This is a genomic window from Sphingomonas sp. P2_B6 (assembly GCF_056404755.1).
The window spans coordinates 104,677-124,327 of record NZ_JBFUDK010000010.1; the positions used below are offsets into that span (position 1 = coordinate 104,677).

Here is a 19,651-nt window from a genome sequence, read left to right on the forward strand (position 1 = left end):
ACCAAAGGGCGGCTCTGCGGGTAGGGGAGAGGGGCCGGCCGCGTCTGCGGCCGAAAAGAATCACCCTCTCCCAGCTACGAATAGGGCCGCGTGAAGAACGCGACCCAAGTCTGCGCAACCCTCTCCCGTCAAGGGAGAGGGAAAGGGAAAGGCGTTCTCCCCTCACGCCGCCGCCGCCACGCTCAGCGCAGCCGCCAGATCGAGCCGGCCGTCATACAGCGCCCGCCCGGTAATGACGCCCTCGATCCCGTCCGCCGCGTGCAAGGCGAGCACATGAATCTCGGCAATGCCCTTCACGCCACCCGATGCGATCACCGGGATCCGCACCGCCCGCGCCAGATCGACGGTAGCCTCGACGTTGCACCCCTTGAGCATCCCGTCGCGCCCGACATCGGTGAACAGCAGCGAGGCCACGCCCGCATCCTCGAAGCGCCGCGCAAGATCGATCACTGCGACCGTCGAGACATCGGCCCAGCCGCGCGTCGCGACCATGCCGTCACGCGCATCGACCGCGACGACGATGCCGCCTGGGAAATCGCGCGCGGCCTCGCGCACCAGCTCCGGATTCTCCAGCGCGGCGGTGCCGATCACCACGCGCGACACGCCCAAATCGAACCAGCGCTCGATCGCGGCGCRGTCGCGGATGCCGCCGCCCAGCTGGACATGGCCGGGGAAGCGCTCGACGATCGCCTTCACCGCCTCGCCATTGACAGAAGCGCCGGCAAAAGCGCCGTCGAGATCGACGACATGGAGGTATTCGGCGCCCTGTCCGGCGAAGATCATCGCCTGGGCGGCGGGATCGTCGCCATACACGGTCGCCCGGTCCATATCGCCCTCGGCGAGGCGCACGACCTGGCCGCCCTTCAGATCGATCGCCGGGAAAACGATGAGGCTCATGGCCGCCACTCCAGAAAACGTGCGAGCAGCTCCAGCCCGTAACGCTGGCTCTTCTCGGGATGGAACTGCACGCCAAGCATATTGTCGCGCCCGATCGCCGCGGCGACGGGGCCGGCATGATCGGTGCTGGCGATCACATCCGCGCCTTCGAACGCATAGCTGTGCAGGAAATAAGCCTCGCCCGGCTCGATCAGCGGATGCTGCACGGAAGGGACGACGTCGTTCCACCCCATATGCGGTACCTTGGCCGTGGGATCGGCGGGGGTGAGCAGGCGAACGCTGCCGCTGATCCAGCCCAGGCCCGGATGAATCCCATTCTCCTCGCCGGCATCGGCCATCAGCTGCATGCCGACGCAGACGCCAAGGAACGGCGCGCCTTCCCGCCGCACGCGGCGGTCGATCGCCTCGACCATGCCCGGCACCGCGCGCAGCGCCGAGGCGCAGGCCCCAAACGCACCCACGCCGGGCAGCACGATCCGGTCGGCCCGCGCGACAACATCAGCGGAATCGGTGATCGCGACATTGCCGGCGCCGGCCGCTTTCAGGGCATTGGCGACTGAATGGAGATTGCCCGCGCCGTAATCGATCAGCGCCAGCGTCTCAGCCACCCAGCATCCCCTTGGTCGAGGGAATCGCGTCCGCCTTGCGCGGGTCGATCTCGACCGCGGTGCGCAGCGCCCGGGCCAGGCCCTTGAACGCGCTCTCGATGATATGGTGGTTGTTCCTGCCGTACAGCGTCTCGACATGGAGCGTCAGGCCCGCCGAACCGGCAAAGCTGTGGAACCAGTGCTCGAACATCTCGGTGTCCATCTCGCCGAGGCGCTTCTGCGAGAACTCGCATTTCCACACGAGATAGGGCCGGCCCGAGATGTCGAGCGCGACGCGGGTCAGCGTCTCGTCCATCGGCGACAGCGCGTCGCCATAACGGCGAATGCCCTTCTTGTCGGCAAGCGCCCTGGCGACCGCCTCGCCGATCGCGATGCCGACATCCTCCACCGTGTGGTGCTGGTCGATATGCAGGTCGCCGACCGCCTTCACGTTCAGGTCGATCAGCGAATGGCGCGAGAGCTGCTCCAGCATATGATCGAAGAAACCGATGCCGGTCTCGATCGTGTAGCTGCCGGTGCCGTCAAGGTTGACGGTCACGTCGATCTTTGTCTCCTTGGTGGAGCGCGAGATGGTGGCGGTGCGCATGCGCATCCCCATAGCGTCCACGTCTCATCATGCAATCTTGCTCGGACAATCTTGACGGGCTTTCAAAGGCCGCTAGTCCATGCGCGATGAGCGATGGCCTGCCCGATAGTCTGATTCCCTATGACGAGATCGTCCAGGAGGCGCTGCGCGCCGTGGTCGGCCGTGTTCTCGGCTCCGTCGCCGAGAATGGCGGACTGCCCGGCGACCATCATTTCTACATCACCTTCAAGACCCAGGCGGCCGGCGTCGACATCCCGCAGCGCCTTATCGAGCGTTTCCCGGACGAGATGACGATCGTGATGCAGAACCGCTATTGGGATCTGGTCGTCGACGATACCGGCTTCTCGATCGGGCTGAGCTTCAATCAGGTGCCCTCGAAACTGGTCATCCCCTATGCGGCGGTGACGGGTTTCCACGATCCCTCGGTCAATTTCGAGCTGCGTTTCCAGGCACAGGAAGGCCCCGAAGGCCCCGATCCGCACGATGAAGCGGAGAATGACGGCCCGACCGTCACGCCGGTCGAGGACGGATCGAACGTCGTCTCGGTGGATTTCAAGCGGAAGAAGTGACCTTCCGTTCGCGCTGAGCTTGTCGAAGCGCTGTCCTGCCTCCACTTCTGCGGCAAGAAAAGCAGCCCTTCGACAAGCTCAGGGCGAACGGAGGTTTGCGTGACTCAGGAAACCCGCACCGAAACCGATTCGATCGGCGCCATCGAAGTGCCCTCCGACGCCTATTGGGGCGCCCAGACTCAGCGCTCGATCGAGAATTTCCCGTTCGGCGCGACCGAGCGCATGCCGATCGGCATCGTCCATGCCCTTGCGCTGGTGAAGCAGGCCGCCGCGCGGGTGAACCGGGCGCATGGACTGGACCCGAAGGTCGCCGACGCGATCGAAGCCGCCGCGGCCGAAGTCGCGAGCGGCAAGCTCGACGATCAGTTCCCTTTGGTCATCTGGCAGACCGGCTCCGGCACCCAGAGCAACATGAACGTCAACGAAGTGATCGCCGGCCGCGCCAACGAGATGCTGGCGGGCACGCGCGGCGGCAAGGTGCCGGTCCATCCGAACGATCACGTCAATATGAGCCAGTCGTCCAACGACAGCTTCCCGACCGCGCTGCATATCGCCGCGGCGATGGCGGCGACGCAGCGGCTGCTCCCCGCGCTCGACCGGCTGCACGATGCGCTTGAGGCGAAGGCGACTGCCTGGACCGGCATCGTAAAGATCGGCCGCACGCACCTTCAGGACGCGACGCCCGTCACGCTCGGCCAGGAATTCGGCGGCTATGCCAACCAGCTCTATCGCTGCCGCGCGCGCATCACGCCCGGAGTAGTGCACGGCATGTGCCAGCTCGCCCAGGGGGGGACCGCGGTCGGCACCGGCCTCAACGCGCCGAAGGATTTCGGCGAGGCGATCGCGGCGCAGCTTTCGGACCTCACCGGGCTGCCCTTCTTCACCGCCGAGAACAAGTTCGAGGCGCTCGCCTCGAACGATCCGATCGTCCATCTCTCGGGCACGCTCAACACGCTGGCGGTGGCGCTGACCAAGATCGCCAACGATATCCGCCTGCTCGGCTCCGGTCCGCGCTCGGGCATCGGCGAACTCGATCTGCCGGCGAACGAGCCGGGCAGCTCGATCATGCCGGGCAAGGTCAACCCCACCCAATGCGAGATGCTGACCATGGTTTCGGCCCAGGTGATGGGCAACAATGCCGCGATCACCATCGGCGGGTTGCAGGGGCATCTCGAGCTCAACGTGTTCAAGCCGCTGATCGGGGCGAACCTGCTGCGCTCTATCCATCTGCTGAGCGTCGGCATGGAGGGATTCGCCGAACGCTGCGTCGACGGGCTCGAGCCGAATCGCGGGCGCATCGCCGAGCTGGTCGACCGGTCGCTGATGCTGGTGACGGCGCTGGCGCCCGAGATCGGTTACGACAATGCCGCGAAGATCGCCAAGCACGCCCATGCCGAGGGGCTGACGCTCAAGGAGGCGGGGCTCGACTTGGGCCTGGTGGACGCCGCGACCTTCGACCGGCTCGTGCGGCCGGAAACGATGGTGTGAAAATTCCTCCCCGAGCTTGCTCGGGGAGGGGGACCGCCCGCTTCTTCAGCGGGTGGTGGAGGGGCTTGGAGTGCGTGACTGACGTTCCGCACTCCAAGCCCCTCCACCATTCGCCGGAAGAGGCGAATGGTCCCCCTCCCCGTTCCGGGGAGGAACTAAAGGGAACCACCCGCCCGCTCACGCGCTGTGCTCCTCGAAACGGAGGGACACCCCATGAAAGCCAGCACCATCATCGGCGGCCTGATCGGCAGCGCGATCGACAAGCGCAGCGGCGACGACAGTACGGTGGACGGCGCGCTGATCGGCGCCGGAGTGGTGACTGCGGCGCGGGTAATCGTGCCGATCGCGGTGACCTTCGCGGTCGGCTGGCTGGCGCTTCGCGGCCTGAGCAAGCTGACCGATTCAGTGCTCGGCCAGCGTCCCACCGAAAGCTGATCTGCCGCAAGACGGGTTGACGGGAGGAGGGCGCCCGCGCCACTAGCGCGCATGGACGCCCATGATCCCGATCCGCACGGCTTCAAACGCCGCGGTGTACTCTTTGTTCTTTCCTCGCCGTCAGGCGCCGGCAAATCGACGATCGCGCGCAAGCTGCGCGAGGACCAGCCCGAGCTGGTCGTCTCGGTTTCTTACACCACCCGGCCGATGCGCCCGGGCGAGGTGGACGGCGTCGACTATCATTTCGTCGACCTCGAAACCTTCCGGACGATGGTCGCGAATCACGAATTCCTCGAATGGGCGCATGTCTTCGGCCATCGCTACGGCACGCCAAAGGCGCAGGTCTGGAACGTGCTCGAACAGGGGCGCGACATCCTGTTCGACATCGACTGGCAGGGCGCGCAGCAGCTCCACCAGCTCGCCGGCGGCGATATCGTCCGCGTCTTCATCCTGCCGCCCTCGATGGCCGAACTGCGCACCCGGCTCGAGCGCCGCGCGACCGATACGCCTGAAGTGATCGACGCGCGCATGGACCGCGCGGCGAACGAGGTCAGCCACTGGGACGGCTATGACTATGTCCTGGTCAACGACAATGTCGACCATTGCTTCGAGTGCGTGACGACGATCCTCGCGGCCGAACGCCTGAAGCGCTCGCGCCAGACCGGGATCATCGGTTTCATCCGCAAGCTGATCCGGACCTCTCCAACGGGCGAGTGAGCCTAGCGAATCAGGGTTAGGAACCGAACCCCCGCATCGAAATCCCGACGCCGCGATTCGAGCGCGCCGAGCGACAGCTCGTCCCGGCCCCATTGCTCGGCCTGCCAGTCCTCGTCGAGCTCGACTGCGCGCCACACTTCCTCCGCCGTCGCCGCGCCTTCGGCCAGCGCCAGCGCCGCGACCAGCGATCCGCCGATGGTGACGATGGGGGACAGGCCCGCCAGCTCCCACGCGTTCCGCGCGGCAATCGCTTCGGCCAGCCGCGCGATCGTCGCGGGCGGCTGGGGCTTGTGCATCACGCCCGCGGCGATCTCGAAATGCACATCGTAGCGCGTCCGCGCCCAGTCGAGGATCGGGTCCCACAAGGCGGCCTGCCGCGCGACCAGATCGTCGGGGCTCTCGGCGCGGTAACAGAGCAGGTCGCTCTCCCCGAACGCAGCGAGCGCGGCGGAAAAGGCGGCGGGGTCGATCCGCTCGATCGCTGCATTGGCGAGCCCGGTCAGCGGCATTGCGCGGGGATCGATCTCGGCGCCTTCTGCCACGGCGCGCCATTCCTCGGCGACGGCTTCGGCCAGCGCGGGGGTGGGGAGGACGAGCGGCTGCTTGCCGGGCGTCCGCACCGGCTTGCCGTCGAGCGCGATGCCGCGATCCTCGCCGATCGCCACGCTTTTCCAGAATCTCTTCACATCAGGCCTCGGGCGGGGTCCGCCAGCGCCGGGCGAGCGAGCGCGGCACGGTCGCGATCATCACCAGCGCCGACAGCACGATCGCGACCCCCAGGATCTTCGGGCCCAGCGTCTGCGCGCGGCCGAGCAGCACGACGCCGAAGATCGCGCCGGCCGATCCGGCAACCCGGGTGAGCGTCATCGCCAGCCAGCGGTTGCGGGCGGTTGTATCGGGGTCGGTCATACCGTCTCCATATGGTCGGGCAGGCTCGCCACCGTCGTGGCCACGACATGCGCCCCCGCGGCGAACAATTCTTCGGGCGGATGATAGCCCCAGGCGACGCCCAATGCCCGCGTGCCCGCCGCGCGCGCCATCATCATGTCATAGCTGGTGTCGCCGATCATCACCGTCGTTTCGGGGGAGGCGCCCGCCTCCGCCATGGCCAGTTCGATCATCGAGGGATGCGGCTTGGACGGGTGGCGATCGGCGGTCTGCAGGGTGACGAATCGGCCGGCGATGCCGTGATGCGCCAGGATATGGGCAAGGCCCCGGTCCGACTTGCCAGTCGCGACGCCGAACAGCCAGCCGGCCTTTGCCAGCGCGTCGAGGGTGTCGATCATGCCCTCGAACAGCGGTTCCTCGTCCATCGCGCCCGATTGGCGCAAGGCGAAGAAGCTGGATTTGTAATCGTCGGCGAGCACCCGGTGCCGCTCGTCATCGAGGTCGGGGCTGAGCGCCGCGATCGCGTCGACCAGGCTCAGGCCGATGATGCGGCGGATCGCATTGCGCTCCGGCGCGACGAGCCCGCCGATCCTGAACGCCTCCTCCATCGACTGGCAGATATTGGCCTGGCTATCGACCAGCGTGCCGTCGCAATCGAACAGGGCAAGGCGGTTGGTCATGCGTTCCTCATCGGGCTTTGCCTCATCAGATCGGCGAGCGCGGCGTTGCCGCTGCGGTCGAGCCCGTCGATCGCGCCAAGGCGATCGGCCTCCGGCTTGTTCTGGCCCAGCTTGTTGGTGCCGCGCACCGCCTCGATCGTCACCTCGAAACCGATGATCGCGCGCAGCATCGCGCGGAAACGCGCATCGTCCATCTTGGCGCGGGTCCAGGGGTTTTCGGGGACCACGCGTGGCTCATGGATCGCGGCGAGCGTATCGAGCTGCTCGATCAGGCCCTGCTCGTCGATCGCCCGGGCAACGCCCTCGATCTCGACCGCGACATAATTCCAGGTCGGCACCTGCTGGACCGGATCGGCATACCAGTTGGGCGTGATGTACCCGTCAGGCCCGGCGATGCTCAGGATCACCCGGGCGCCGTCGAGCAGCGGGGCGAGCCGGTTGCCGCGCGCCAGATGGAAGCGGAGGTGCTGGTCGCCCGCCGGCACGATCGGCGCGTGCGCGACCATCGGCCCGTCGCTGGTCGCGGCGAAGAGGTGCGCAAAGCCCCGCACGAACGCCCAGTCGAGCATCGCGGCATCGCTGTCGAAGCGGAAGGCCTTGTTAGGGTGCATGACATTGGCCGTAGCGTCCCGGTCGCGGGAATCAATTGCCTGCTGCGGCGGCAGGTCGATGCCGAGCTCTAGTACGCCGGTTTGCAATGGCCGATATCGAACCCGATGGCGCAAACATGGCTATCCACGATCTGCCGTTTACGCGCGCGATATAGGTCGGCGCTCACCGGATCATGCTCTCCAAAGCGTGCGCCGAGGGCGCGTCGTGTGTTGGCCACCGCCGCCGCGCGCGCATAACCATCACAGTTTCGAGCGAAGCGCGAGGCCTGTGGATAGCTGACCGGACGTAGCGCGGCAGCCGAGTGAGCCCGTTCCACCATGCAACGACGAAAGGCTGTCTCGGGGTTTTCCTCGCCTCCACTACAGCCGGCAAGAGCGGCGAGACACGTTACGGCCGTGAAGAAATGCGTCAGCATATGGCAAGGGTACGGCGCGATTTTGATTTGGACAATGTCGGGGCTGACAAGAGTCAGAAGAAGGCCTCAATTAAAGACAATCTCTTGAGTTCTATCAGGTGAATGTCAGCAACCCTGATGATATTTTGAATGTCACGGCTTGGTCCAACCAGATTTCCAAGCGTGGCACACCATCGCCGTGGCATTGCCGTCCCGACCGGCCTTAGGCGCTCCCGCGGCTCCGGCGTTCGCCGCGGCGGGCCTTGCGCACCGTCTTGGCGTGGGCCTTGGCCTGCTGCTTCTTGACCGCCTTGTTCGGCGGGGGCGGGGTGTCGAGCGGCATGTTGTTGCCGAGCATCTCGTCGAAGCCGAGTTGCTTCAGGCTTTCCGCGAAATGCTGGGGCAGCTCAGCCTGGATATCGATCTTGCCGCCATCGGGATGGTCGACCGCGATGCGCCGCGAATGCAGGTGCATCTTGCGGCTGATCCCGCCGGTCAGGAACGCGGCCTGGCCGCCATATTTGCCGTCGCCGACGATCGGATGGCCGATCGCCGCCATGTGCACGCGCAGCTGGTGCGTGCGGCCGGTATGCGGGATCAGCTCGACCCAGGCAGTGGTGTTGCCGGCGCTCTCGATCACGCGGTAGCGCGACCGGGCGAGCTGGCCCTCCTTCTCGTCGACATGCATCTTCTCGCCGCCGCTGCCGGGCTGCTTGGCGATCGGCAGGTCGATCGTGCCGTCCTCGATCGACGGCACCCCGACGATCAGCGCCCAATAGGTCTTCTTGGCGCTGCGCGAGGAAAAGGCCTTGGCGAAGAAGGCGGCCGCGCGGGTGGTCCGCGCGATCAGCAGGGCGCCGCTCGTGTCCTTGTCGAGGCGGTGGACCAGCTTGGGCCGGCTCTCGCCCTCGAACTGCAGGCCGTCGAGCAGGCCGTCGACATGCTCGTGCGTCTTGGTGCCGCCCTGCGTGGCGAGACCCGCTGGCTTGTTGATGACGATCGCCTGCTTGTCGCGGTGGATCACCGTTTCGCGGATGAAGTCGGTTTGCTCCTCGCTGAGCGGCGGGCGCTCGCGTTTCTGTGGCGTATCGGCGCGGACCGGCTCGGCTGGCGGCACGCGGATCGACTGGCCGGCGACGATGCGGTCGCCCGGTGTGGCGCGCGCGCCATCGACGCGGAGCTGTCCGGTCCGCGCCCATTTGGCGACGGTGGTGAAGCTGGTGTCGGGCAGATGCCGCTTGAACCAGCGATCGAGCCGGATGCCGTCATCATCGGCGCCGACGTTGAACTGGCGGACGTTCGTTTCGTCCTTGGTGTTGGGCTTGTCGCTCATGCCGCCACCCGCACCAGCGAGAGGCCGGCGAACAGAGCGACGACCGAGCCGATCACCGAGAGGAGGATGTAGAACAGCGCCATGCCGAGATCGCCGCGCTGGATCATCGTCACCACATCGAGCGAGAAGGCCGAGAAAGTGGTATAGCCACCAAGCACGCCGACGCCGAGCAGCAGGCGCCAGTTCTCGCCCGGAACGGCCATCCGCGCGAGGCTGCCGACCAGCAGGCCCATGGCGAAACCGCCGATCAGATTCACGGCGAGCGTGCCATAGGGAAAGGCCGGGCCGAACGCGGAGAGCGTCGCCCGCCCGGTAAGATAGCGCGCGCCGGAGCCGACGGCACCGCCGAGCATCACGAGAAGAAGTTGGAACATCGCGCCGCGTTAGCGCGGATTGGAGGAAATGAGAACCTTGCCGGCGAATCGGCGATTTCCGACCCGCCTTTCCCGCATATTTGTTTGCCGCGACATACTTGCGTCGGCGGCCAGTGGCCGCCATCATTGAGACATGGGAATCATCGTCAACATCATCTCGTTCCTGATCGGGCTGGTCGCGTTGCCGATCGCGCTGGTCGGGCTGGTGCCGTTCCTGGGCATCGCGAATTATTTCGCGATCCCCATCGCGGCGTTCGGCACGCTCGTCGGCATATTGTCGGGCTACAAATCGGGCCGGAACTTCAACATTATCGTCATCATCATCGCGATGATCCGCCTGTTCCTGGGTGGCGGCCTCATCTGAAACGCGGGCCCATGGCTCAAACGAAAGGGCCCGGCGATCGCTCGCCGGGCCCTTCGTCGTTTCGGGCCGATCGTCGAGAATCAGGCGTTGAGGCGATGGGTCAGGGTGATTTCCGCGTTCAGCACCTTGGACACCGGGCAATTCGCCTTGGCGTCCGCCGCGATCTCGGCGAACTGGTCAGCGTCGATCCCGTCGATCGTCGCGCTGAGGTCCAGGTCGGAACGGGTGATGGTGAAGCCGTCACCCTGCTTTTCGAGCGTCACCTTCGCGCTCGTCTCCAGCGTGCCGCCCGAGAAGCCGGCGCGGGCGAGGGCGAAGCTCAGTGCCATGGTGAAGCAGCTGGCATGCGCTGCCGCGATCAGCTCCTCGGGGTTGGTGCCCGGGCCTTCCTCGAACCGGCTGCTGAACCCATAGGGCGTGTCGGCAAGCGCGCCTGATTGAGTCGAGACGTGGCCGACGCCGTCCTTGCCGAAGCCCTGGTACCGGGCCGATCCGCTGCGAGTCGTCATATTGGGTCTCCTGCGATGGGGAGGCCCGAATACACGAAGGGCGCGACTTGCGCCGCGCCCTTCACCGTTATTTCCGTAAAAGAAATCGTTTAGCGGCAGCGACGCTTGCTGCCGCCGCGATCGATCTCGCGCCCGGCGAGTCCGCCCAGGACCGCGCCGCCAAGCGTGCCGACCGTGCGGTCGCCGCTGGTGTCGATCGTGCGGCCGAGCAGGGCGCCGCCCACCGCGCCGACGAGCAGACCGGTCGTGCCGTCCGACTTGCGGCAATAGGTGCGGCCGTCACGACCGCGCCATTCCTTGTACCTGTACTGCTTGCGGGCTTCGGCGCTGCTGACCGGAACGGCCATGGTTGCCGGGATCACCAGCGAGGCGGCAACAGCCGCCATGATCATCTTACGCATCTTCTACTCCCTTGCCTTGAATCAATATCAGGGGCGTAACGCTTCCGGTTTGGCCGAAGTTGCATGAACCTAAAACAACGTGCCGTTCATCGCCGCGCGGGATCGGAGAGGGAGCGGATTCTTCTCCACGATATCCACGTTATCCACAGCCGCGGCGAATCGTTTGGCTCTTTGCACGACTCGGATTCGATGACAGCATCATGACTGTAAGCGGACGATGAGGAAGCGAGAAATCGCAGAGACATCAGTCACTTGCACCAAGGTTGTGGAAAGGTGCCGCAAGGAAACCGTTCATGATGTTGGGGGAGTGTCGACCACGCAGGAAGGCCCGCCATCGCGCAAGCGAAGGCCTGGCGGACAGGCGAGGAAAGATGTTCCAAGCGTCCTTTTCGATCCCAGCGATGGGGAAGGGCGTGGCCGTGAAGACCGGATACGCGCCGCCTCGCAACGGGTGGAAGGTGGTTCGGAGATAGTGGCCAAAGCGCGATTGTCGGGTTTCGGCCTGATGATCGAGCTGGCCGCCGGAGGTCGCGGCGCTGAGGCCCGCAAGGGTATCGCGCCCGACCCCGGTGACCAAAATGCGAAGCCTGATGCCGTTCGCGGCATGGGTGGAGCATGCCGCCGAAACCAGAGGGCGCGGGCGTCTCTTCGGAGGAGCCAAGCGGATCGAAGTCCGGCGACAGGGGGTCGGCAGCGATGCCGGCCCCCATTTTGCGTTCGCGCGCTTCCCGGCAGTGCGGATGCGCGAGCCCTGCGCGGGCCAAACTTGCTTCTCCCAGGAACGACGTCGCCCGCGCAGGCTCGCTAGCCGGCCAGCAATTCCTTCGCCCGGGCGCAATCCTTTTCCATCTGGGCAGTCAGGGCTTCGAGGGTGTCGAATTTCGCCTCGGGGCGGAGGAAATCGACCAGCGCGATCTCGATCGTCTGGTTGTACAGGTCGCCGGAGAAATCGAAGAAATAGGGTTCGAGCAGCTCGCGCGGGGGATCGAAGCTGGGGCGGACGCCGAGATTGGCCGCGCCGTCGAGCACGCGTCCGTCGGGCAGCCGCCCGCGCACCGCGTAGATGCCGTAAGCGGGGCGCAGATAATTGCCCATCTCGATATTGGCGGTGGGGTAGCCGATCTGTCGGCCGCGCTTGTCGCCATGCTGGACCACGCCCTCGATCGCGAACGGCCGGGTGAGCAGCCGCGCCGCCCCGCGCGGATCGCCGGCGATGAGCAGGTCGCGGATCCGGCTCGACGATACTTCCTCGCCGTCCAGTTCGACCGGGGCGACGGTATCGACCGAAAAGCCGTTCTTCGCGCCGAGATCGGCGAGGACGTCGACATTGCCGCCGCGCGCCTTGCCGAAGGTGAAATCCTCACCCGTCACCACGCCGCCCACGCCGATCTTGTCGAGCAGGCGATCAGCGACGAACTCCATCGCGGTCAGGCCAGCGAGCGCCGCGTCGAAGCGGAACACGATCATCGCGTCGGCGCCGGCGGCGGCGAACAGCTCTTCGCGCTGGTCGAGCGTGGTCAGGCGAAAGGGCGCGGCATCGGGCTTGAAATGGCGCACGGGATGCGGATCGAAGGTGGCGACCAGCACCGGACGGCCTTCCGCACGGGCGCGCTCGACCGCGCGGCCGACCACTGCCTGATGCCCCATGTGGAACCCGTCGAAATTCCCCAGCGCGACGATCCCGCCCCGAAGTTCGGGAGGCACCACCGAGCCGCCGTCAAGCCGCTCCATGGGTTCGGGCATAGGGGTGGGAAGCGAGAGACACAATCCTCCCCGTGCCTGGGCTGGTCAGGAAGGCGCGATCCCCGCCTTCAGCACCCGCAACACATTACCGCCCATCACCTTGGCGATATCCGCATCCGAGAAACCTCGATCGATCAGCGCCTGAGTCACCGCCACGACCTGGCTCGCATCGAAGCCGGTGGTCACCGCGCCGTCGAAATCGGAGCCCAGTCCGACATGGTCGATCCCGACCACATCCCGCACATGCGCGACCGCCGCCGCGACTGCCTCTGGCCTGGTCGAGCAGATCGCGGCGTCCCAATAACCGATGCCGATCACCCCGCCGGTCTTCGCGATGCCGCGGATCTCATCGTCGGTTAGGTTGCGGTTGACCTTGCACGTCGCCTGCACCCCGGTGTGGCTGGCGACGATCGGACGCTTCGCCATGGCAATCACCTGCGCGGTGGTCGCATGGCTGGAATGCGCGACATCGACGACCATGCCGAGCTTCTCCATCCGTCGCACGACCTGCACGCCCAGCGGCGAGAGGCCGCCCTTGGCGACGCCGTGCATCGATCCGGCCACGTCATTGTCGAAGAAATGCGCCAGCCCCGCCATGCGGAACCCCGCCGCGTGGAGCCGGTCGAGATTGGCGAGCTTGCCTTCCAGATCCTGCAGCCCCTCGATCGAGAGCATGCCGCCCACCACCTTGTTGCCCGCGGCACGATCCGCCAGCAGCGTGTCGAGCTGCGCCGGGGTGCGGATCACGCGGAACTGGCCGTTCGACGCGGCGGCATAACGATCGAGCTTGGTCGCGTGCCACAAGGAGCGTTCGAGCAGCGAGCCCCAGGTCCGCGGCGGCTGGAGATCAGCGATGACGAGCGAGGTGATATTGTCGCTGTCGGCGGTGTTGGCGTCGTAATTCTGGCCCTTGGGCGTCTTGGTCACCGAGGAGAAGACCTGCAGTGCGTAATTGCCCTGGATCAGCCGGGGCAGATCGACCTGGCTGCGATCGACCCGGTCGAGCAGGCTGCGTTTCCACAACAGCGTGTCGGCATGCATGTCGGCCACTTGCAAGGTCGCGTGGAGCGCGCGGGCGCGCGGCGTGATCTTCAGCGCGACCGGCTCGACCTTGTTCATCGAGCGTTCGATCATCGCCGGGGCCAGGGTGAAGAAGGTGATCGCGGCGATCAGAATCAGGGCGAGGATGCCCCAGAGCCATTTGCGCATGTCACCCCTCCGCGATGTCGGCATCACAGGTGCCGATCTGTCCGATGGGTATGCGGGACGACGGGCCTTGGAACAAGACGGCGATCGCGATGCCCGCTCTAACCAACTGCTCCGGCCTTTGCCGGGGAAGGAGATACCGGCCTATCGTTCCAGCGTCACGAAACCATAGGCCGGTCGCTCACCCTCTGCAGGATGCTCCTCGCGCCCGACCTCGCGCCAGCCGGTGAAGGCAGGGACGGTCGCATCGCCCTCAGGCGCGGCATGGACCTCGGTCAGCTCGATGCGGTCGGCGCGGCCGAGGAACAGCGCGAAGATCTCCGCACCGCCGATCACGGCGATGTCAGGGGCGTCGGCGAGCGCGATGGCCGCTTCGACCGAATGCGCCACTTCGGCGCCCGGCGCCGACCAGCGGCCATCGCGGGTCAGGACGATGTGGCGGCGGCCGGGCAGGGGGGCCGGAAAGCTCTCGAAGGTCTTGCGGCCCATGATCATCGGCTTGCCCATGGTCTGGGCCTTGAAGCGCCTGAGATCGGCGGGCAGGCGCCAGGGCAGCCCTCCATCGCGCCCGATCACGCCATTGTCGGCACGGGCAAGGTGGAGGGTGATGCGGGGAGGAATCGACATGAGCCGCTTATGCGACGGGCGCGGCGGTGGTGCCACCGCCTTGTGCCGTTCATGACGGGATCGCCCTCGGCGCGCAGGTACAGGCAAGTTTCTTCACGGGCTCGGCAGTGGTCTGGCTCGCCAGCAACTGCAGCAGCGCGGCGGCGAGGGTGGCCGTGATGATGGTGTAATGGATTTCCCGCACGCTTTTTCTCCCTTTTTTCCTGTCCGACTACATATGTAATCGTTCGACTGAACGGCGGCTGAATCGCCGCGGGAAATGGAGCCGGTCGCGGCGATATTGGCCGTTGCGCAGGGCAGGCCGCCTGTTAGGCTCGCCGTTCAGGCATCGGGGGGTGGACATGAACGAACTGAAGACGCCGGGCGTCTATGTCGAGGAGCTGCCCGGCTTTCCGCCCTCGATTGCCGGGGTGCCGACCGCCATTCCCGCCTTTATCGGCTATAGCGAGAAGGCGATCGAGCCGGACAGTGGCGCATCGCTCGAGAACCAGCCGACGCAGATCGCCTCGCTGATCGACTATCAGACCTTTTTTGGCATGGGCTGGAATGGCGATGCGACTGGAATCGCCCCGATTCTCTGGGAGAGCCTCGCCCTGTTCTTCGGCAATGGCGGCGGCAATTGTTATGTGGTGTCGGTCGGCAGCTTCGCCGATTTCACCGCCGATCTGGGCGAGGGCTGGCTGGCGCCGCAGCGTCTCGGCACCGGCCTCGATGTCGTCGCGCGGCAGAATGGGCCCACCCTGCTCGTCGCGCCGGATGCGCTGGCGATGGCCGAGGCGGACTATCATTCCTTTGCCTGCGCGATGGTGAATCAGGGCGCTGCATTGCGGGACCGATTCGCGATCCTCGACGTGCCGGGTGGCCGCGATCCGGCCAACGACACGCCCGCGCTGATCGATGACGCCATCTCCCGCTTCCGCGCCGGCATGGCGCTGGAGGGTGACGCGCACAGCTATGGCGCGAGCTATTTCCCGTTCCTCGACGCGGTGATCGGCGGCAACCGGCGGATCATGCCGGCCTCTCCTGCGATGGCCGGCCTCTATGCGGATACCGATAGCAGCCGCGGCGTGTGGAATGCGCCGGCGAATCTCTCGGTCGCGATGGTCGACGGCGTGACGATCCCGATCAACGATGCCGAGCAGGGCGACATGAATGTGCCGGTGGACGGGCTGGCGGTAAACGCGACCCGGCTGTTCCCCGGCCGGGGCGTCGTGATCTGGGGCGCCCGCACGCTCGACGGCAACAGCAACGATTATCGCTACATCCAGGTGCGGCGGACGCTGATCTATATCGAACAGTCGATCAAGGCGGCGCTCCAGCCCTTCGTCTTCGCGCCCAATACGCAACGGACCTGGGCGAGCGTGACCGCGATGATCTCGAATTTCCTGACCGGGCTCTGGGCGCAGGGCGGCCTGATGGGCGACAAGGCGTCGGACGCGTTTCAGGTCCGGGTGGGACTGGGATCGACGATGACCGGACAGGATATATTGGACGGCACGATGCGCGTCTCCGTCGCCTTGCAGATGATCCATCCGGCCGAGTTCATCGTGCTCGACTTCACGCAGCAGATGGCGGGCTCCGACTAGACCGCGACGGGCGCCTTGATGTGCGCCTGCGCCTCATATCCGACGAGGCGGAAATCCTCATACTCATATTGGTCGATCCCGCCCGGTTTGCGCAGGATCTCGAGCCGCGGCAGCGGACCCGGCTCGCGCGAGAGCTGCTCGCGCGCCTGATCGAGATGGTTGGAATAGAGATGGCAGTCGCCGCCGGTCCAGATGAACTCGCCCGGCTCGAGTCCGCATTGCTGCGCGAGCATATGGGTGAGCAGCGCATAGCTGGCGATGTTGAASGGCACGCCGAGGAAGATGTCGGCCGAGCGCTGGTAGAGCTGCAGCGACAGCCGGCCGTTCGCGACATGAGTCTGGAACAGGCAGTGGCAGGGCGCGAGCGCCATGGCGTGAAGGTCGCCGGGGTTCCAGGCGGTGACGATCTGGCGGCGCGAGGCGGGGCTGGTCTTTATCTGCCCGATCAGGTCCTTGATCTGGTCGATATGGCGGCCATCGGTTGCGTCCCAGTCGCGCCATTGCTTGCCATAGACCGGCCCGAGCTCGCCTTCCTCATCCGCCCATTCGTTCCAGATGCTCACCTTGCGGTCCTGCAGCCACTGGACGTTGGTGTCGCCGCGCAGGAACCATAGCAGCTCGACGATGATCGAGCGGAGGTGGAGCTTCTTGGTGGTGAGGACGGGGAAGCCCTTCGCCAGGTCGAAGCGCATCTGGTGACCGAACACGGAAAGCGTGCCCGTGCCGGTGCGGTCCATCTGTTCCGCGCCGGTGTCGAGCACGCGCTGCATGAGGTCGAGATACTGACGCATGGCCGACCGATAGCGCGGCGCCGGCCCCGCGCCAAGCGATCAGCGCGCGGGCACCGCCAGACCGGCGGCGCCCGCTGACGCCACGACTATTCGGCTGCGACGGTCTCTTCCGGATCATTGGCTGCGGCCGGGCTACCCAGCATCGCCATGCCCTTTTCGGACAGCATCATGCCGATCAGCGCCTGGATCGAACCGCCGTTTTCGCCGCGTTCGCCGCCGGTGTTGATCTGCACCCGCGGGACGATGTCGACGCCCGACTTCTCCAGCGCCTCGGCGAGCCGCTCGATCACCTGGCGCGTCAGCTGATACTGCGCGCCGCCCGAGGCAGCCGCCTGCTTCTCGATCGTCTCGGCCGTGGCGAGGCCGGTCTTGGTGATGCGGTCCGCCTCGGCACCTGCCAGCGCCACGACCTTCGCCGCTTCGCCCTCGCCGATGATCCGGATGCGGTCCGACTCGGCTTTGGCCAAGGTGCGCGTCTGCTCCGCATCCTGAGTCGCGCGCTTCACGGCTGCCTTGCCCTGATTCTCCTGCACGGTGATCGAGAGCTCGGACTCGGTGATCGCGGTCTGCTGATGCGCGCGGGCCTGGGCCTCGCGAAGCTCCTTCTCGCCCTGCGCCGCGACGCGCTGCTTCTGATAGGTCGCGACCTGTTCCTCGGCGACCTGGCGTTCGCGCAACTGCTGCAGCACTTTCTCGATCTGGTCGTTGCCGGCGGCGGCACGGGGTGTGCCGATCAGCACCTCCTGCAATTCCAGATTATAGCCGCTGAACTTGGCGCGCATCTGATCGCCGGCCTGCTCCTGGATGTCGGAGCGTTCCTGCAACAGCTCGATCAGCGTGCGCTTCTGCGCGACGTTCTTGAAATAGGCCGAGACCATCGGGTCGAGCGTCTGTTCGACCAGTTTCCTGATGTCGCCGAAGCGCTGGATCACCAGCGGCGCCTTGCGGTAATCGATATGCACCACGACCGAGAGCGGCAGGGTCGGTTCGAACGCGTCGCGGGTGATCAGCGACACTTCGGACAGATTCTCGTCGAGCTTGTGCTGCCCGGTCGTGTCCGCATCCCATTTCAGGATGAAGTTGGTGGTCGGCACGATGACGATCTTGCCGGCATAGGTGTTGAAGGCATATTTGCCCGGCAGCAGCGGATCGCTCCAGACGCCGCGCGTACCCCGATCGACCAGCTCGCCGTGCCGGTAATCGTCGCCCGAGGTGTCGGCGCCGCTGTCGCCGGTATAGCTGATCACCACGCCGACATGGCCGACCTCGATCACGGTCTTCGCGACCATCTCGACCGTCGCGAACAGGCGGTTGATGAAATAGCTGCCCTCGACCAGCACCTGGAGCTGACGCCCGCGGCGTCCGCCCGCAGCGATGAACTTCTCGGGATCCTGAAAGCTGTTGTGGAAGGTGGCGGTGTCCGCCTGATCGACGCCGACCTCGGGCGCGATGATCTGGTCGGCGGTGAGCGCCGGGCCATCATGCACCGTCACCACGCCGATCTGGTCGGACGCGTCCTTGATCACCACCGCGCCGAAGCCGGTGCGGTCCTCGATGACGCTCTGCATTTCCGCGAAGAGATCGCGATCGGCGGCCTCGAGCATCAGGCCATAGATATGCTCGCGCGTGATGATGACGAACTGGGCGAGGTTGATGGCGTAGGTGCCCTCGCGCAGGATCGTGCGCTGCGGACCCTTTTGCCCGCCCTCGCTCAGGAAGGTGCGGACATCGAGGAAATCGGCGGTGCGCAGGTTGCTCGCCAGCGTCTGGGTCGGGCCGAGCGGCGCGCCATCTCGCGCGAAGATATAACCGACCTGGCCTTGCGGGATAGTAACCAGCGGCTGCGCGTGAATCCGGTACTGAAACGGGATGAAGAAGTGATAGCCGCCACGCAACACCTCGGGCTGATATCCTGCCTCTCGATTGAGCGCGATCAGCCCGCCGGGCACGGAACCGCGACGACTCCATAGTTTCTCTACGATGGCGACGCGGTTGTTCCCGACATATCGCACGCAGCGAGAGATGGTGAAAAGTAAAACGACGACGAGCACCACGACGGCCGATGCGCCGAGCATGTACATATTTGTCATTTTGTGGAGGTGTCCTTGGGACCTTTAGACGAGCGCAAGAGTCGCGCTCCCAGTCTATTTACGCCTGTTCAGGGCTGGTCTCCAGCGAAATCGGAAGGCCCGTATCGAGATTCGACATAGCGCGCGACAGTCAAGGCATCGCCTTCGTCGAGGCGGCCGCGCTCTGCGCGCAGGGCGGCGACCGCGCCGTCGATCCGGTCGAGCGCGACAGTCGCCCTCTCCAGGATCGCGTCGCGGCGCTCGGCCGGCGCTGTGGCCATGGCCGCCGCGGAGGTGCGCACGATCTCGGCCAGGTCCGCCGACAGCGCCTGGCACCGCGGATCGGCATGGTCGCACGGCATCGCGGCAAGCCTGTCGAGCGCAGGGGGTACCCGGTCGCCGTACAGGCGCCGGCCCGCCGCAATGGCCCGGGACAGGCGCTCCGCCGATCGCAACGCCGCGCGTCGCGGATCGCGCGCGTCGCGCCGGCGCCGCGATCGGCGAAGCGCCGGGTCGAGCAGCGCGGCGCCGAGCGAGAAGAGCGTGCCGGACGCGGCATAGAGCGCAAGAAACCAGCCGCTGAACGGCAGGGCCAGTTTCAGGACATCCTCTACCGTCGCGGCGGGCGAGGCGGCGAACAGGCAGGCGAGCGGTACCGTGAGGATATAGGCGGGCACGGCGACGTGAAGAAAGGCGCCGGCCACGAGGCGCCATGGCAGGATTGCGTGGTCATCGCCGTCGGGGCCTGGGTCGCCGTTGGCCATGATCGTCTGT

At 66.1% G+C, this 19,651-nt stretch carries 25 protein-coding genes; 6 read left to right on the top strand and 19 right to left on the bottom strand.

What is annotated here, in order from left to right:
* Positions 1 to 162: 162 nt before the first annotated feature.
* From hisA to hisB, 3 genes are read right to left on the bottom strand one after another with little or no spacing between them, the layout of a single operon-like run.
* The gene (gene hisA, locus AC1DX5_RS15305; RefSeq protein ID WP_478016261.1) at positions 163 to 897 is read right to left on the bottom strand and encodes a 1-(5-phosphoribosyl)-5-[(5-phosphoribosylamino)methylideneamino]imidazole-4-carboxamide isomerase; all 735 of its coding nucleotides are present in this window, start codon (positions 895 to 897) and stop codon (positions 163 to 165) included.
* Complete coding sequence (hisH, locus tag AC1DX5_RS15310; protein ID WP_465170102.1) at positions 894 to 1,505, bottom strand: imidazole glycerol phosphate synthase subunit HisH; 612 nt, start codon at positions 1,503 to 1,505, stop codon at positions 894 to 896. The genes hisA and hisH overlap by 4 nt, the downstream gene beginning before the upstream one ends.
* Positions 1,498 to 2,091, bottom strand: a complete 594-nt coding sequence (hisB, locus tag AC1DX5_RS15315) for an imidazoleglycerol-phosphate dehydratase HisB (RefSeq protein WP_478016262.1) — start codon at positions 2,089 to 2,091, stop codon at positions 1,498 to 1,500. The genes hisH and hisB overlap by 8 nt, the downstream gene beginning before the upstream one ends.
* An 86-nt stretch (positions 2,092 to 2,177) precedes the next feature.
* On the opposite strand from hisB, the gene AC1DX5_RS15320 reads away from it, so the two are divergent.
* The 4 genes from AC1DX5_RS15320 (at position 2,178) to gmk (ending at position 5,300) form a co-directional block, all read left to right on the top strand.
* Positions 2,178 to 2,660 carry an SspB family protein gene (locus tag AC1DX5_RS15320; RefSeq protein WP_272625331.1) on the top strand — a complete coding sequence of 161 codons (483 nt, stop codon included), beginning with the start codon at positions 2,178 to 2,180 and terminating at the stop codon, positions 2,658 to 2,660.
* A 99-nt stretch (positions 2,661 to 2,759) separates the two neighbouring features.
* A complete protein-coding gene (fumC, locus tag AC1DX5_RS15325) occupies positions 2,760 to 4,148 on the top strand; it encodes a class II fumarate hydratase (RefSeq protein WP_465170100.1) in 1,389 nt (462 codons plus the stop codon).
* 213 nt (positions 4,149 to 4,361) lie between these two features.
* Positions 4,362 to 4,583, top strand: coding sequence for a hypothetical protein (locus tag AC1DX5_RS15330; protein ID WP_478016263.1), 222 nt, complete (start codon positions 4,362 to 4,364; stop codon positions 4,581 to 4,583).
* Positions 4,584 to 4,634: 51 nt separating this feature from the next.
* Positions 4,635 to 5,300: a guanylate kinase gene (gmk, locus tag AC1DX5_RS15335; protein ID WP_465170098.1), complete on the top strand. Its 666-nt coding sequence runs from the start codon at positions 4,635 to 4,637 to the stop codon at positions 5,298 to 5,300.
* Between the two features lie 2 nt (positions 5,301 to 5,302).
* Here gmk and AC1DX5_RS15340 read toward each other — a convergent pair whose 3' ends face one another.
* From AC1DX5_RS15340 to crcB, 6 genes are all read right to left on the bottom strand, one after another.
* Positions 5,303 to 5,986, bottom strand: coding sequence for an ATP12 family chaperone protein (locus tag AC1DX5_RS15340; protein ID WP_465170097.1), 684 nt, complete (start codon positions 5,984 to 5,986; stop codon positions 5,303 to 5,305).
* A 1-nt stretch (position 5,987) separates the two neighbouring features.
* Positions 5,988 to 6,209, bottom strand: coding sequence for a hypothetical protein (locus tag AC1DX5_RS15345; protein WP_465170096.1), 222 nt, complete (start codon positions 6,207 to 6,209; stop codon positions 5,988 to 5,990).
* Positions 6,206 to 6,868, bottom strand: a complete 663-nt coding sequence (locus AC1DX5_RS15350; protein ID WP_478016264.1) for an HAD-IA family hydrolase — start codon at positions 6,866 to 6,868, stop codon at positions 6,206 to 6,208. Before AC1DX5_RS15350 ends, AC1DX5_RS15345 begins: the two co-directional genes overlap by 4 nt.
* Complete coding sequence (locus AC1DX5_RS15355) at positions 6,865 to 7,479, bottom strand: FMN-binding negative transcriptional regulator (RefSeq protein WP_465181619.1); 615 nt, start codon at positions 7,477 to 7,479, stop codon at positions 6,865 to 6,867. The genes AC1DX5_RS15350 and AC1DX5_RS15355 overlap by 4 nt, the downstream gene beginning before the upstream one ends.
* Positions 7,480 to 8,097: 618 nt before the next feature.
* Complete coding sequence (locus AC1DX5_RS15360; RefSeq protein WP_465174403.1) at positions 8,098 to 9,207, bottom strand: RluA family pseudouridine synthase; 1,110 nt, start codon at positions 9,205 to 9,207, stop codon at positions 8,098 to 8,100.
* Positions 9,204 to 9,581: a fluoride efflux transporter CrcB gene (crcB, locus tag AC1DX5_RS15365; protein ID WP_465174402.1), complete on the bottom strand. Its 378-nt coding sequence runs from the start codon at positions 9,579 to 9,581 to the stop codon at positions 9,204 to 9,206. Before crcB ends, AC1DX5_RS15360 begins: the two co-directional genes overlap by 4 nt.
* A gap of 133 nt (positions 9,582 to 9,714) precedes the next feature.
* Here crcB and AC1DX5_RS15370 point away from each other — a divergent pair, with 133 nt between their 5' ends.
* Positions 9,715 to 9,945 (top strand): hypothetical protein, encoded by a 231-nt coding sequence (locus tag AC1DX5_RS15370; protein ID WP_465170090.1) that lies wholly within the window; start codon positions 9,715 to 9,717, stop codon positions 9,943 to 9,945.
* 80 nt (positions 9,946 to 10,025) lie between these two features.
* On the opposite strand, the gene AC1DX5_RS15375 is transcribed toward AC1DX5_RS15370, so the two are convergent.
* The 7 genes from AC1DX5_RS15375 to AC1DX5_RS15405 form a co-directional block, all read right to left on the bottom strand.
* Complete coding sequence (locus AC1DX5_RS15375) at positions 10,026 to 10,454, bottom strand: OsmC family protein (RefSeq protein WP_465170089.1); 429 nt, start codon at positions 10,452 to 10,454, stop codon at positions 10,026 to 10,028.
* Positions 10,455 to 10,543: 89 nt separating this feature from the next.
* Positions 10,544 to 10,855 (bottom strand): glycine zipper 2TM domain-containing protein, encoded by a 312-nt coding sequence (locus AC1DX5_RS15380; RefSeq protein ID WP_465170088.1) that lies wholly within the window; start codon positions 10,853 to 10,855, stop codon positions 10,544 to 10,546.
* Positions 10,856 to 11,099: 244 nt separating this feature from the next.
* On the bottom strand, positions 11,100 to 11,432 hold the full coding sequence (locus AC1DX5_RS15385) for a hypothetical protein (protein ID WP_478016265.1): 333 nt from the start codon (positions 11,430 to 11,432) through the stop codon (positions 11,100 to 11,102).
* A gap of 227 nt (positions 11,433 to 11,659) precedes the next feature.
* Positions 11,660 to 12,586: a bifunctional riboflavin kinase/FAD synthetase gene (locus AC1DX5_RS15390; protein WP_478016266.1), complete on the bottom strand. Its 927-nt coding sequence runs from the start codon at positions 12,584 to 12,586 to the stop codon at positions 11,660 to 11,662.
* A 57-nt stretch (positions 12,587 to 12,643) separates the two neighbouring features.
* Entirely contained in the window at positions 12,644 to 13,807 is a 1,164-nt protein-coding gene (locus AC1DX5_RS15395; RefSeq protein ID WP_478016267.1) for a dipeptidase, read from the bottom strand.
* Between the two features lie 141 nt (positions 13,808 to 13,948).
* The gene (locus AC1DX5_RS15400) at positions 13,949 to 14,431 is read right to left on the bottom strand and encodes a dihydrofolate reductase (protein ID WP_465170086.1); all 483 of its coding nucleotides are present in this window, start codon (positions 14,429 to 14,431) and stop codon (positions 13,949 to 13,951) included.
* A 49-nt stretch (positions 14,432 to 14,480) separates the two neighbouring features.
* Positions 14,481 to 14,615, bottom strand: coding sequence for a hypothetical protein (locus AC1DX5_RS15405; RefSeq protein ID WP_465170085.1), 135 nt, complete (start codon positions 14,613 to 14,615; stop codon positions 14,481 to 14,483).
* Between the two features lie 157 nt (positions 14,616 to 14,772).
* Here AC1DX5_RS15405 and AC1DX5_RS15410 point away from each other — a divergent pair, with 157 nt between their 5' ends.
* Positions 14,773 to 16,017 (top strand): phage tail sheath family protein, encoded by a 1,245-nt coding sequence (locus tag AC1DX5_RS15410; protein WP_478016268.1) that lies wholly within the window; start codon positions 14,773 to 14,775, stop codon positions 16,015 to 16,017.
* On the opposite strand, the gene AC1DX5_RS15415 is transcribed toward AC1DX5_RS15410, so the two are convergent.
* The 3 genes from AC1DX5_RS15415 to AC1DX5_RS15425 form a co-directional block, all read right to left on the bottom strand.
* The gene (locus tag AC1DX5_RS15415; RefSeq protein WP_465170083.1) at positions 16,014 to 16,808 is read right to left on the bottom strand and encodes a thymidylate synthase; all 795 of its coding nucleotides are present in this window, start codon (positions 16,806 to 16,808) and stop codon (positions 16,014 to 16,016) included. The genes AC1DX5_RS15410 and AC1DX5_RS15415 overlap by 4 nt on opposite strands.
* Before the next feature lie 86 nt (positions 16,809 to 16,894).
* The gene (locus tag AC1DX5_RS15420; RefSeq protein WP_465170082.1) at positions 16,895 to 18,898 is read right to left on the bottom strand and encodes an SPFH domain-containing protein; all 2,004 of its coding nucleotides are present in this window, start codon (positions 18,896 to 18,898) and stop codon (positions 16,895 to 16,897) included.
* 68 nt (positions 18,899 to 18,966) lie between these two features.
* Entirely contained in the window at positions 18,967 to 19,641 is a 675-nt protein-coding gene (locus AC1DX5_RS15425; protein WP_478016269.1) for a hypothetical protein, read from the bottom strand.
* Positions 19,642 to 19,651: the final 10 nt, after the last annotated feature.